The 13,102-nt window shown below is 72.6% G+C and carries 11 protein-coding genes; 8 read left to right on the top strand and 3 right to left on the bottom strand.

Annotated elements, in window-relative coordinates:
* Positions 1-306 precede the first annotated feature (306 nt).
* On the top strand, positions 307-1,914 hold the full coding sequence (locus tag O1G21_RS08430; protein WP_270142146.1) for a PucR family transcriptional regulator: 1,608 nt from the start codon (positions 307-309) through the stop codon (positions 1,912-1,914).
* 182 nt (positions 1,915-2,096) lie between these two features.
* On the opposite strand, the gene O1G21_RS08425 is transcribed toward O1G21_RS08430, so the two are convergent.
* On the bottom strand, positions 2,097-3,179 hold the full coding sequence (locus tag O1G21_RS08425; RefSeq protein WP_270142144.1) for an alpha/beta hydrolase: 1,083 nt from the start codon (positions 3,177-3,179) through the stop codon (positions 2,097-2,099).
* Between the two features lie 361 nt (positions 3,180-3,540).
* Here O1G21_RS08425 and O1G21_RS08420 point away from each other — a divergent pair, with 361 nt between their 5' ends.
* From O1G21_RS08420 to O1G21_RS08405, 4 genes are read left to right on the top strand one after another with little or no spacing between them, the layout of a single operon-like run.
* On the top strand, positions 3,541-4,560 hold the full coding sequence (locus tag O1G21_RS08420) for a sugar ABC transporter substrate-binding protein (RefSeq protein ID WP_270142143.1): 1,020 nt from the start codon (positions 3,541-3,543) through the stop codon (positions 4,558-4,560).
* A complete protein-coding gene (locus tag O1G21_RS08415) occupies positions 4,557-5,597 on the top strand; it encodes an ABC transporter permease (RefSeq protein ID WP_270142142.1) in 1,041 nt (346 codons plus the stop codon). The genes O1G21_RS08420 and O1G21_RS08415 overlap by 4 nt, the downstream gene beginning before the upstream one ends.
* Positions 5,594-6,505, top strand: a complete 912-nt coding sequence (locus O1G21_RS08410) for an ATP-binding cassette domain-containing protein (RefSeq protein WP_270142141.1) — start codon at positions 5,594-5,596, stop codon at positions 6,503-6,505. Before O1G21_RS08415 ends, O1G21_RS08410 begins: the two co-directional genes overlap by 4 nt.
* A complete protein-coding gene (locus tag O1G21_RS08405; protein ID WP_405000602.1) occupies positions 6,502-7,608 on the top strand; it encodes an ROK family glucokinase in 1,107 nt (368 codons plus the stop codon). The genes O1G21_RS08410 and O1G21_RS08405 overlap by 4 nt, the downstream gene beginning before the upstream one ends.
* A 128-nt stretch (positions 7,609-7,736) precedes the next feature.
* On the opposite strand, the gene O1G21_RS08400 is transcribed toward O1G21_RS08405, so the two are convergent.
* Positions 7,737-8,405: a hypothetical protein gene (locus tag O1G21_RS08400; protein WP_270142140.1), complete on the bottom strand. Its 669-nt coding sequence runs from the start codon at positions 8,403-8,405 to the stop codon at positions 7,737-7,739.
* 293 nt (positions 8,406-8,698) lie between these two features.
* Here O1G21_RS08400 and ggt point away from each other — a divergent pair, with 293 nt between their 5' ends.
* The 3 genes from ggt to O1G21_RS08385 all read left to right on the top strand — a co-directional run bounded on the left by ggt (position 8,699) and on the right by O1G21_RS08385 (position 12,268).
* Positions 8,699-10,495, top strand: coding sequence for a gamma-glutamyltransferase (ggt, locus tag O1G21_RS08395; RefSeq protein WP_270142138.1), 1,797 nt, complete (start codon positions 8,699-8,701; stop codon positions 10,493-10,495).
* Between the two features lie 206 nt (positions 10,496-10,701).
* A complete protein-coding gene (locus O1G21_RS08390) occupies positions 10,702-11,505 on the top strand; it encodes an exodeoxyribonuclease III (protein WP_270142136.1) in 804 nt (267 codons plus the stop codon).
* 175 nt (positions 11,506-11,680) lie between these two features.
* A complete protein-coding gene (locus O1G21_RS08385; protein ID WP_270142134.1) occupies positions 11,681-12,268 on the top strand; it encodes a hypothetical protein in 588 nt (195 codons plus the stop codon).
* 105 nt (positions 12,269-12,373) lie between these two features.
* Here the strand turns inward: O1G21_RS08385 and O1G21_RS08380 are convergent, their stop codons facing one another.
* Positions 12,374-13,081: a lysoplasmalogenase gene (locus tag O1G21_RS08380; RefSeq protein WP_270142132.1), complete on the bottom strand. Its 708-nt coding sequence runs from the start codon at positions 13,079-13,081 to the stop codon at positions 12,374-12,376.
* Positions 13,082-13,102: the final 21 nt, after the last annotated feature.

The following is a 13,102-nucleotide window of genomic DNA, read 5'->3' as shown; positions in this document are numbered from 1 at the left end:
CCCCGGCTGTGAGCCCGCCCGGCATCCTGTACGTTCCTCTAAGCAGGAGAATCCCGCAGCCCAGGTACCCACCGGGTGCTACCTATGACCGTAATCCGGCCGTGATTCGCGGGCTACGGACCCGTGACCCGGTGACCCGCTGGTGCGTAACGCCGAGCACTGATGTTCGGGCACACTGTCACCCCCGGACCGTCCGTCCGGCGTCCCCCACCCCCCGATCCGGCCCCCCGCCCCGTTCCAGCCCTTGCCCCCAGGTCCACCCCCCTGGTCCATCCCCTTGATCCACCCCCCGTAAGGAGTCCGCGGATGCGTGTCCGTGACCTGCTCGCCCCCGGCGCCCCACGACTGCGCCTGCTCGCGGCCGAGGAGGAGCTGGACCGGCAGGTCAGCGGTGTGATGACCACGGACCTGCACGACCCCGGCCGCTACCTGCACGGCGGCGAGCTGGTGCTCACCGGCATGCTCTGGCGCAGCGGCCCCGCCGACTCCGAACGGTTCGTCCGGACCATCGCGGCCGGCGGCGCGGTCGCCCTGGCGGCCGGCGAGGCCGAGGTCGGCCCGGTGCCCGAGGACCTGGTCGAGGCCTGCCGCCGGCACCGGATGCCGCTGCTGGCCGTCCCCGACGACATCGCGTTCGGCACCGTCACCGAGTTCATCGGCCGCCAGGTCTCCGCCGACCGCGCCGCCGACCTCGCCGCCCTGGTCGACCGTCACCGGCTGCTGGTCTCGGCGGCCGGCGGCGGCGGACTGGACGCCGTGCTGGACCTGCTCGGCGGCGACCTCGACCTGGACTGCTGGGTGCTCGCCCCGACCGGCGCGGTGATCGCCGGCCCGGCCGACCGGCTCACCGCCGAGGACCGCGACCAGCTGGTCCGCGCCCACCTCGCCGCCCAGCGCCAGCGCCGCCGCCCCCCGCACCGGGCCCGGCTGGCCGGGGGCGCCTACTCGCTGCTGCCCGCCGCGGTCTCCGCCGAGCACGAGACGCTGCAGGCCGGTTCGCTGCTGGCCGACTGGATGCTCGCGGTGGCCGGCGACGTCACCGAGTGGACCACCAAGCGCCAGCAGCTCGCCGAGAACCTGGCCCGGCTGGTCGCCGCCGAGCGCCAGCGCCGGGACGAGGGCCGCCGGCTGCGCCGCCGGCTGGCCGACGAACTGCTCGCCCTACTGCGCCGCGACGCCGACCCGGCCGAGATCAGCCGCACCCTGTTCGCCTCTTCGGCGATGGCCGCCCGCTACGAGAGCCCCGAACCCAAGTCCCACCCCCAGGCGGGCTCCTGGCTGGTGCTCAGCGCCGAGGGCACCGGACTGCCGGAGGGCACGGTGCGGGCCGTCCTGGAGGAGGCGCTCGGCGGCACCACCGACCGCGCCCTGGTCGCCGGGGCGGGCAACGGCGCCGTGGTGGTGCTGCCCGCGCTGGACACCCCGGTGCCCGCCGACACCCTGCGCGAACTGCTCGCCCCGCTGGAGGCCGGACTCGGTTCGGAGGGCCGGATCACCCTCGGCGTCTCCGCCCCCGCCTCCGAGGCCGGCGGCCTGCGCGGCGCCCTGGAGGAGGCCCGGCACGCCCGCCGGATCGCCGCCGCCCGGGTCGGCCGGGTCTGCGTGGCCGGCCCCGAGGAGCTGGCCTCGCACGTGCTGCTGCTGGCCGCAGTCCCGGACGAGGTCCGCCGGGCGTTCCGCAGCCGGCTGCTGGACAAGGTGATCGCGTACGACATAGAGCACCAGGCGGACCTGGTCCGCACCCTGGAGGCCTTCCTGCGCTCGGACGGCTCCTGGACCCGCTGCGCCGGGCAGCTGCACGTCCACGTCAACACCCTGCGCTACCGGATCGGCCGGATCGAGGAGCTGACCGGGCGGGACCTCTCCCGGCTGGAGGACCGGGTGGACTTCTACCTGGCGTTGGAACTGGCCTGATCGATGGTCTGATCGATGGTCTGATTGATTCCTGGCAGTTGTGGCCGGGCGGCGGTCGACTCTGATCGAATCCGGTACGTTCCTGGGAATCCGCTGGCAGAAGCCGTCAAAGGCCGAGGGCCCGCCGCGAACGCTCGCGGCGGGCCCTCGGCCTTTGACGACAGGTCGGTCGTGACGGTCGGTCACTGCACCGGGATGATCCCGGTCAGCCACTCGAAGGCGCTCGGCACCATCCGCTTCCACATGTCGGTGGTGTGCGGACCGGTGCTCTCCTCGACCTGGATCTTGGTCGGGTCCTTGGCCGCGGCGGCGATCGCCTGGCCGTCCTCGTAGCCGTCGCCCTTGGCGCCGCTGACCAGCAGGGCGACCTTCGGCGGCTGCTGGGCGGTCTTGAGGATGTTGACCGGGTTGTTGGCCTCGCGCAGCTTCGGGTCCTTGCCGACCAGCGAGTCGGGCTCGCTCGCGGGGTCGTTGTAGCCGGACATCGCGATGCCGGCCCGGTAGCGGTTGGGGTGGGCCAGCGACAGCTTGGCCGCGCAGTGGGCGCCGGCCGAGTAGCCGGCGATCGCCCAGCGGTCCGAGGACGGGTCGGCGCGGAAGTTGTCCATCACCATCTGCGGGACGTCGCGGGTGATCCAGGCGTCCGCGTTGATCTTGCCGGGGATGTCGGTGCAGCCCGCGTCCTGGTGGCTGCCCAGCAGCAGGGTGCGCGGCGAGACCAGGATGAACGGCGCGACCTTGCCCTGCTGCATCAGCGGCTTGAGCTGCTCGGAGACCTTGAGGGTGCCGTACCAGGTGGAGGAGGAGCCCGGGTAGCCCGGGATCAGTTCGACCACCGGGAACTTCTTGTCCTTGAACGCCGGGTCGTTGTACTGCGGCGGCAGCCAGACCAGCACCTCGCCGTCGACACCGGACACCTGGCCCTTGAGCTCGGTCTTCTGGACGTCGCCGGGCACCGCCGGGTCGTTCACGCCGCCGAACTTCTGCAGCACCTTCGGGGCCTGCTTGCCGTCGCCGGACTGGCCGTTCTGGGCGTTGCCCGCCGGGTCCACCGGCGGGACCGAGGGCACCGCGCGGACGTGGTCACCGGTGCCGAGCAGGTCGTCCCAGTTGCCGTAGATCAGGTTCGCGTTGTTCACCATCACGAAGACCATCAGCACGGCCGTGACCTGGCAGAACATGATCATGACGATCCGGGACAGGGTGCGCACCGGCTGGGGGCCGCGCACCTTCCCCCAGAACAGCAGCGCCACTGTGATGGACACCGGCACAAGGATGACGGTGAGGATGAAGAATGGCGTACCTGTCAGTTCCATCAAGTTCTCGTATCCGGGTCGCTCGCCGCCCGGGCCCCAGTCGCCCGAACGCACGTCAATGGCATCAGACGGCAGGGAACCGAGGATCGGTTGCCGTCCGAATCTGTGCGGAACCTGAGAGGAACATCACGTTTCCGAGGTGTTCCAGCTTCGGGTCGGCGCCTAGTCTGTCACCCGGATGGCCGTGCTCCGGACCAGATGTCCAGCGAACTTCCAGGAAGGTCCCCCGGGGCACCTTACCTCCCGGGCCGTTCGCGCCGCCGGGCGAGGCGGTGCGATCCCGCGCAATGGGGCCAGAGAGACTATGGGGATGAGCACAACCCGCTTTCGCCCGTCCCGCCGCTTCTGGCCCGTGTGCGCCGTCCTGGCCCTCGCGGTCACCGCGGCCGGTTGCAGCAGTACCGGAGGCAGACGCGCCGAGGAGGCCCGCGCCAAGGCCGCGGCCGCCGGTGGCAGCGCCGTCACCACCCCACGCTGGAAGGTCGCCATGGTGACCCACGCCGGCGCCGGGGACGCCTTCTGGGACAGCGTGCGCAAGGGCGCCGAGCAGGCCGCCGCCAAGGACAACATCACCTTCCTGTACTCCAACGACGCGCAGACCCAGAACCAGGTCCAGCTCGTCCAGGCCGCCATCGACCAGAAGGTCGACGGCCTGCTGGTCACCCTCGCCAAGGGCGACGCGATGGCCGACGTCCTGGGCAAGGCCAAGGCGGCCGGCATCCCGGTGATCACGATCAATTCCGGTCAGGAGTTCTCCGCGAAGTTCGGCGCGCTGACCCACATCGGTCAGGACGAGAACTCGGCCGGTCAGGCGGCCGGTGCGGAGCTGGCCTCCCGCGGCCGCAAGAACGTGCTCTGCGTGATCCACGAGCAGGGCAACGTCGGCCAGGAGGAGCGCTGCTCGGGCGCCCGGTCCAAGGCCGGCGGCGGCTTCCAGGTGCTCTACGTGAACGGCGTCGACATGCCCGACGCCCGGGCGGCGATCTCCGCCAAGCTCCAGGCCGACCCCTCCATCGACACCGTGCTCACCCTCTCCGGCCCGATGGCCGCCACCGGGCTGCAGGCCGTCCAGGACGCCCACCGCAGCGTCGAGCTGGACACCTTCGACCTGGGACCGCAGGTGGTGGCCGGGCTCAAGTCCGGCAGCGTCGGCTTCGCCGTCGACCAGCAGCCCTACCTCCAGGGCTACGAGGGCGTCGACCTGCTGTGGCTGTACAAGTCCAACCTGGACATGCTCGGCGGCGGCAAGCCCGTCGCGACCGGCCCGCAGATCCTGACCAAGGACGACGCCGACGCGCTCGCCGAGTACGTCGCGAGGGGGACCAGGTGAGCGCCCCGACCACCCCCGACCTGCTCGTCCAGGACCGCCCCGCGGCCCTGCGGCGGCTCCTCGCCCGCCCCGAGCTCGGCTCGCTGATCGCCGCCGCCGCGGTGTTCGCGGTCTTCGCCGCCGCCGCCGAGCCCTTCCTGCGGGTCTCCTCGCTGGGCACCGTGCTCTACGCGGCCTCCACCATCGGGATCATGGCGGTGCCGGTCTCGCTGCTGATGATCGGCGGCGAGTTCGACCTGTCGGCCGGCGTGCTGGTCACCACCGCCGCGCTGACCTCCTCGATGGTCTCGTACCAGTTCACCGCCGTCACCTGGGTCGGCGTCCTGGTCTCGCTGGCGACCACGCTGGCGATCGGCTGGTTCAACGGCTGGATGCTCGGCCGCACCAAGCTGCCCAGCTTCATCGTCACCCTGGGCACCTTCCTGATGCTGACCGGCGCCAACCTCGGCGTCACCAAGGCCGTCTCCGGGACGGTCTCCACCAAGTCGATCGCCGACATGCAGGGCTTCGAGACCTGCCGCTGGCTGTTCGCCTCCGAGCTGAACGTCGGCGGGCTGACCATCAAGGCCACCGTCTGGTGGTGGCTCGGCCTGCTCGCGGTCGGCAGCTGGGTACTGCTGCGCACCCGCTTCGGGAACTGGATCTTCGCCGTCGGCGGCGACGCGGCCGCCGCCCGCGCGGTCGGCGTGCCGGTCGCCCGGACCAAGACGGTGCTCTACCTGGGCGTCGGCTTCGGCGCCTGGGTGCTCGGGCAGCACCTGCTGTTCTCCTTCGACACCGTGCAGTCCGGCGAGGGCGTCGGCAACGAGCTGATCTACATCGTCGCGGCGGTCATCGGCGGCTGCCTGATCACCGGCGGCTACGGCTCGGTGGTCGGCTCCGCGCTCGGCGCGCTGATCTTCGGCATGGCCGGCAAGGGGATCATCTACGCCCAGTGGAACCCGGACTGGTTCAAGTTCTTCCTCGGCGCGATGCTGCTGCTGGCCGCGCTGCTCAACGCCTACGTCAAGCGCCGGGCGGAACGGGGGCCGCGATGAGCACCGAACTCTCCGCCGGCGGCGAGCTGCTGTCCCTGGTGGACGTCGGCAAGACCTACGGGACGGTCCGGGCACTGCAGGACGTCTCGCTGACCCTGCGGGCAGGCGAGATCAGCTGCGTGCTCGGCGACAACGGGGCCGGCAAGTCCACCCTGATCAAGATCATCGCCGGGCTGCACCAGCACGACGAGGGCACCTACACCGTCGGCGGCGAGGAGGTCCGGCTCGACTCCCCGCGCCAGGCCCTGGACCGCGGCATCGCCACCGTCTACCAGGACCTCGCCGTCGTCCCGCTGATGCCGGTGTGGCGCAACTTCTTCCTCGGCTCCGAACGGGGCATGCGCCGCTGGGGCGGCCTGCGGCTGGACGCCGACGGCATGCGCGCCACCACCCGCGAGGCGCTCGCCAGGATGGGCATCGACCTGCACGACGTCGACCGGCCGATCGGCACCCTCTCCGGCGGGCAGCGCCAGTGCGTGGCGATCGCCCGCGCCGTGCACTTCGGTGCCAAGGTGCTCGTCCTGGACGAGCCGACCGCGGCGCTCGGCGTCAAGCAGTCCGGGGTGGTGCTCAAGTACGTCACCGCGGCCCGCGACGCCGGGCTCGGGGTCGTCCTGATCACCCACAACCCGCACCACGCCTACCTGGTCGGCGACCACTTCACCCTGCTCAAGCGGGGGCGGATGGCCGGCAGCCACCCGCGCGCCGAGATCAGCCTGGAACAGCTGACCACCGAGATGGCCGGCGGATCCGACCTCGCCGAGCTCTCGCACGAGCTGGCCCGGCCGTCCGTCGCCGAATCCTTTGATGTCCCTGAGACCCCTGAGAGCTCTGAGACCTCTGAGTTCCCTGAGGCCTCTGAGATTCCTGAGACCCGCGAGACCCGTGAGGAGCGTCCGCAGCCGTGACCAGCCCCCAAGGCAACACCCGGCCGGCCGTCCTGCCCACCCTGCTCGGCCTCGGCCCGCGCGCCGAGCGCCGTCGCCGCGCGCTGCCCGCGGGGATACTGCGGCTGCCCACCATCGGCGTCGACATCGGCGGCACCAAGGTGGTCGCGGGGGTCGTCGACGGCGAGGGGAAGGTGCTGGAGAAGCTGCGCACCGACACCCCGCACAAGAGCAAGAGCGCCAAGGTCGTCGAGGACGTCATCGTCGAGCTGGTGCTCGAGCTCGCCGACCGGCACGACGTCCACGCGGTCGGCGTCGGCGCGGCCGGCTGGGTCGACGCCGACCGCTCCCGGGTGCTCTTCGCCCCCCACCTCAACTGGCGCAACGAGCCGCTCCAGCAGGCGCTCAGCGAGCGGCTGCGCTTCCCGGTGATCGTGGAGAACGACGCCAACGCCGCCGCCTGGGCCGAGTGGCGCTTCGGCGCCGGGCGCGGCGAGGACCACATGGTGATGCTCACCCTGGGCACCGGCATCGGCGGCGCGGTCGTCCGGGACGGCTACGTCGACCGGGGCAAGTACGGTCTGGCGGGCGAGTTCGGGCACATGCAGGTGGTGCCCGGCGGGCACCGCTGCCCGTGCGGCAACCGCGGCTGCTGGGAGCAGTACTCCTCCGGCAACGCGCTGGTGCGGGACGCGCGCGAACTGGTCGCCGAGGAGTCGCCGGTGGTGCAGCCGCTGCTCGCCCGCGCCGGCGGGACGGTCGAGGGCATCACCGGGCCGCTGGTCACCGAGGCCGCCCAGGCCGGCGACCCGACCGCCATCGAGCTGCTCTACGAGGTCGGCACCTGGCTCGGCGTCGGCATCGCCAACCTCGCCGCCGGCCTCGACCCGGGGCGCTTCGTCATCGGCGGCGGCGTCTCCGAGGCCGGCGACCTGCTCCTCGGCCCGGCCCGGGACACCTTCCGCCGCACCCTGACCGGCCGCGGCTTCCGCCCCGAGGCGACCATCGTCCACGCCGCCCTCGGCAACGAGGCCGGCCTGGTCGGCGCCGCCGACCTGGCCCGCCAGGTGGCCCGGCGGTTCCGGACCATCAAGCGGCGGCGGGTGGAGCGCAGCGCGCTGTAGCGGGCGGGGCGGAACGGCGGACAGATGACAACTTTCAGATGACGGATTTCAGCGAACAGACAACGTTATCTGTTCGCTGAAATCTGTCAGCCGTCAGCCGTCAGGCGTCAGTCGTCAGCCGTCAGTCGTCAGCCGGCCGACTTCCAGCGGTCCCGGCCGTCCGTGCCGGGGCCGCAGATCATCGGGGTGCCCTTCGTGGTGACGCCGGTCGCGCCGGCCGGGGAGCAGAAGGCCCCTGGACGGACGGTTGCGGCTGAGCCTCCTCCCGAGCCGGACCCGCCGGAGTCGGATCCGCCGGACGTCGAGCCCCCTGAGCCGGATCCTCCCGAGCTGGACCCGCCCGAGCTGCTCGCGCCGCCACCAGTGGACGAGCTACTTCCACCGGTGCCCGGGTCGGCCGACTGGGCGGTCGGATGCGGGGCGGGCTCGGGTGTGGCCGCGGCCGGTGGCTCGGTGTGGATCTGCGGGGCCTGGCTCGGCGCGACCGGTTCCGGGGTGGCGGTGACCGTCGGAGTCCCGGCCGGGGTCGGCGTCCCCGTCGGCGTCGGGTCCGGCGTGGTCGACGGCGACGGCGTGGTGGACGGCGTCGGTGTGGCGGACGGGCCGGCCGTCGCCGCGACCGGCGCGGGGGTGGGTGCGGGGGTGGTCGGCTGGGGGCCGACCAGTGCGCCGAGCCACACCAGGCTGCAGAACGCCGCGAGCACCGTGCTGGTGAGCTTGCGCCAGAGCGGTCGGGGCCAGGTCCAGGCGATCGCGAAGGCCGCGACCGGGAACACCAGGAAGCTGGCGGCATGCACCCCGCGGTGCTGCCACCAGGGGCGGTGCGGCGGAACTGCTGGTGGCTGGGAGGGAGGTGGCGGAATCACGGAGGAGCCGGATCCTTCTGTGATGAGGTCGTGGCGAACCATCAGACCGTATATGGATCACATAAAGAGACGTTCCGGATTGTTTGGAACCGAATCCGGAACGTGACCTTCGATGTCGGCGCCATCGCCAGGTCAACTACCCGTTGGTAGCTATGTGGTGTGGTTGTCGGATCATCCCTCCTGTGGAACAACTGATGAGTTGACGTCGACTCAGGAGGACTCGGATGAGGGCTCTGACCCGTCTCGCGCCATCACTGCTGCTCGCCAACGCACTGCTCTGGGCCACCACCGGGCCCGCCGGGGCCGCGGCGGCGCCGCCCAAGGTGCCGGAGGCGGTGGGGTGGGGCGGAGCAGTGGCGACCGTGGACGCCGATGCCACGGCCGCCGGGATCGAGGTGCTGCGCAAGGGCGGGAACGCGGTGGACGCGGCGGTGGCGGCCGCCGCGGCGCTCGGGGTGACCGAGCCGTACTCGTCCGGGATCGGCGGCGGCGGGTACTTCGTCTACTACGACCACGCCACCGGCCGGGTGCACACCATCGACGGCCGCGAGGTGGCCGGTCGCACCGCCGACAGCGGGCTGTTCCTGGAGGACGGAAAGCCGCTCGCCTTCGCCGACGCCGTCACCAGCGGCCTGTCCGTGGGCGTCCCGGGCACCCCCGCCACCTGGGACTCCGCGCTGCGCCAGTGGGGCACCCGCTCGCTCGCACAGACCCTGGAACCCGCCGAGCGGATCGCCGAGAACGGTTTCGTCGTCGACGCCACCTTCCGCGGCCAGACCGCCGACAACTACGACCGGTTCAAGGACTTCCCGGCCACCGCCAAGCTCTTCCTGCCGAACGGCAAGCCCCCGGAGGTCGGTTCCGTCCTGCGCAACCCCGACCTCGCCGCGACCTACAAGCTGCTCGCCAAGGACGGCGTGAAGGCCTTCTACCAGGGCGAGTTGGCCCAGGACATCGCCAACACCCTGCAGCACCCGCCGGTCGACCCGGCCTCCGGCCGCAAGGCCCGCCCCGGAAAGGTCGACACCGCCGACCTGGCCGGCTACCGGGTCCGCAGCCAGGCGCCCACCCACGTCGCCTACCGCGACTACGACGTCTACTCGATGGCCCCCTCCAGCTCCGGCGGCACCACCGTCGGCGAGGCGCTGAACATCCTCGAGGACGGCGACCTCTCGGACTACGGCAGCACGCAGTACTACCACCACTTCCTGGAGGCCTCGCGGATCGCCTTCGCCGACCGCAACCGCTGGGTCGGCGACCCGGCCTTCAGCGACGTCCCGACCAAGCAGCTGCTCTCCGAGCGCTACGCCGCCTCCCGGGCCTGCCTGATCAGCCCCGACCACGCCCTCACCAGCCCGCTCGCCCCAGGCGACCCGCGCCACCCGGCCGACTGCGCCGACACCGGGCAGGCCGTCGCCGAGCCGTACGAGGGCCCCAACACCACCCACCTGACGGTGGCGGACCGCTGGGGCAACATCGTCTCGTACACCCTCACCATCGAGCAGACCGGCGGCAGCGGCATCACCGTCCCGGGTCGGGGCTTCCTGCTCAACAACGAGCTGACCGACTTCGACTTCGCCCCGCTCACCGTCGGCGTCCCCGACCCGAACCTGCCCGGTCCAGGCAAGCGGCCGCGCTCCTCGATGTCCCCGACCATCGTGCTGCGCGACGGGGAGCCGCTGCTGGCCACCGGCAGCCCCGGCGGCGCGACCATCATCACCACCACCCTGCAGGTGCTGCTCGGCCGCCTCGATCGGGGGCTGAGCCTGGAGCAGGCCATCGCCGCCCCGCGCGCCAGCCAGCGCAACACCGCCGCCACCCAGGCCGAGCCGGGCTTCCTGGCCCTGCCGGAGCGGGCCGAGCTGGAGGCCCTCGGGCAAAAGTTCGCCGGCGGCGGCGAGATCGGCGCCGCCACCGGTGTGGAACGGCTGCCGGACGGCCGCTGGGTGGCCGCCGCCGAACCGGTGCGGCGCGGCGGCGGGTCCGCTGCGGTGGTCCGGCCAGCTGGCGGGCAGCACTGAGCAGCCCGGCCGAACTGGGCAGGCCGGCCGACCTGAGCGGGCCGGCGGCACTGAGCGGGCCGGCCGTACCGGCTCGTGCGGACGCCCGTCCCGGAGGCTGATCGGGCCGGGTTGTCGCTGCCGGGCGGTATGTTCGGGGTGGGTCTCCCTCCGGGGTGGGCCCACCCCCGTCCGTACCGACCGAACCACCGGGAAGGCCGCCCGCCGTGACCGTCCGCATCGCCACCTGGAACATCAACTCCGTCACCGCGCGGCTGCCCAAGCTCCTGGAGTGGCTGGAGAGCGCCGAGCCCGACGTGCTCTGCCTCCAGGAGCTCAAGTGCGCGGCCGACGCCTTCCCCTACGAGCAGGTCCGCGAGCTCGGCTACGAGACGGCGGCGCACGGCACCGGCCGGTGGAACGGCGTCGCCGTCGTCTCCCGGCTCGGCCTGGACGACGTCGTGCGCGGCCTGCCCGGTCAGCCCGGTTACCTGGCCGACGGCGCCCTGCTGCCCGAGGTCGAGCCGCGCGCCATCGCGGCCACTTGCGGACCGGTCCGGGTCTGGTCGGTGTACGTGCCCAACGGCCGCGAGGTCGGCCACGCCCACTACCGCTACAAGCTGGAGTGGCTGGAGGCGCTGCGCAAGGCCGCCGAAGAGGACGCGGCCGGTCCGCGCCCGTTCGCCGTCCTCGGCGACTTCAACATCGCCCCGACCGACGAGGACGTCTTCGACGTCGCCGCCTTCGAGGGCCTCACCCACGTCACCCCCGTCGAGCGCGCCGCGCTGGAGGCCCTCGGCGAGATCGGCCTGCAAGACGTGCTGCCGCGCCCGCTGAAGTACGACCGTCCCTACACCTACTGGGACTACCGCCAGCTGGCGTTCCCGAAGAACCGGGGCATGCGGATCGACCTCACCTATGCCAACAAGCCCTTCGTCGACGCCGTCACCGACAGCTACGTCGACCGCGAGGCCCGCAAGGGCAAGGGCACCTCCGACCACGCCCCCGTCGTGGTGGACCTGGACCTCTGAGGCTCCGGCGCCCCGCCAACCAGTCACAGTGCGCGACGGGGTGTCGCTCGAACGGTCCTGAGCGGTGGCCGCGGGTGGAGTAGCTGCCTACCGTCGGTGAATGACCGGGTGCAGTTGAAACACCACGTGGACATGGGAGTCCCCGGCTGCGCCCGAGAATCCCGGAGGTTCCGGCATGCGCCCCATGCGTACGGCCGCCGCCGCCCTGATCGGCGCGACGGTGCTGACCGGTCTCACGGCCCCCCTTGCGGCAGCCAGGGACGGCGCGGCCTCGGTCAGCCCGTCCCAGGCCGCACCGGGCCAGACCGTGAGGGTCACGGTCTCCTGCGAGAAGTCGGACAAGCCCGACGCCAAGACCATCACCGCCCACTCCGCCGCGTTCGAGGGCGGCCCCGCGACCCTCACCCTGGGGTCCGACGGCAAGCACAGCGGCTCCGCCCGGCTGACCTCCCAGCACAACGGGAACAGCAAGGTCGACGGCACCTGCCCGGACGGCGGCGCCTTCTCCACCAGCGTCACGGTCACCACCGTCGCCGAGTCCGGCCCGGACAAGGGCCTCGGCGACTGGGGCAAGGCGGCCGGGGAGTGGGCCGGCTCGCTCGGCCAGTCCGGCGCCGGCAGCCAGCAGGTCGCCCCGCACGGCGCGGTCAAGACCGGCCTCGGAGGCTCGGTCGTGGCGAACCCGGCGGAGCTGGCGGGAGGGCTGGCCCTGGTCGCGGGCGGCCTCGGCGGCTTCTGGCTGCTCCGGAGGCGCAGTGCCTGACGGCCCCACCCCCTCCACGCCCGCGCGTCGCGCCGCCGGACCCTGACGGGACCGGCGGCGCTGCACTGCGTTCGGGCCTGTCCGGCGGATCATGCCGGCCAGGCCCTAGCCGGCCGCCCGCTCCTGCCGCTCCTCCTGCTGGAGGATGCCGCTGGCCAGCAGGTACTGGGCCAGCACGTACGTCGCCATGATCCAGAACTGATGCCCCGGCAGCTCGCGCCACTTCGCCAACTGGGTGGCGATCAGCGTGTCGGACAGCAGGAACAGCGCCCCGCCCAGCCCGGTCCGCCAGCCCAGCCCGGCCGAGGTGACGGCCGTCGAGGTGAGCAGCAGGCTGTAGCCGGCCACCGGGACCTTCAGCTCCCCGAGGTCCGGCCAGAGCTGACCGACCAGGCCCACCCAGGCCGTCGCGTACGCGGCCGCGACCACCAGGGCGCGCCGACGGTCGGTGAGCGCCCCGCGCTGGACGAACATCGTGACGTAGCAGACGTGCGCGGCCGCGAACGAACCCATGCCGGCCAGGAACGCGGTGTCGTTCTTCAGCTGAAGCAGCACGTCCCCGCCCGCGCTCGCCAGCAGCGCCGGGACCAGCAGCTTCGGCGCCTCGCGCCCGGCAGCGGCCGCCGCCGACACGCTGTGCGCGGCCAGCAGCGGCATCAGCGCCGGCTTGGTGGCGTTCCGCAGCACCGAGGCCCCGGACAGGATCGAACCCAGGTGCGCCGCCGAGGTGGCCGCGTAGCCGCCGAGCAGGCCGGTGGCCGAACGCAGGCGCCCGCCGAGGCCGGCGGCGCGGGTGGTCGTACGGATGCTCATGCGGCGAGTGCCTCCGAGGTC

The sequence above is a fragment of the Kitasatospora cathayae genome, from assembly GCF_027627435.1.
GTDB lineage: Bacteria > Actinomycetota > Actinomycetes > Streptomycetales > Streptomycetaceae > Kitasatospora > Kitasatospora cathayae.
The sequence above is the reverse complement of the archived record's forward strand: the minus strand, read 5'-3'. Positions and strand labels throughout refer to the sequence as shown.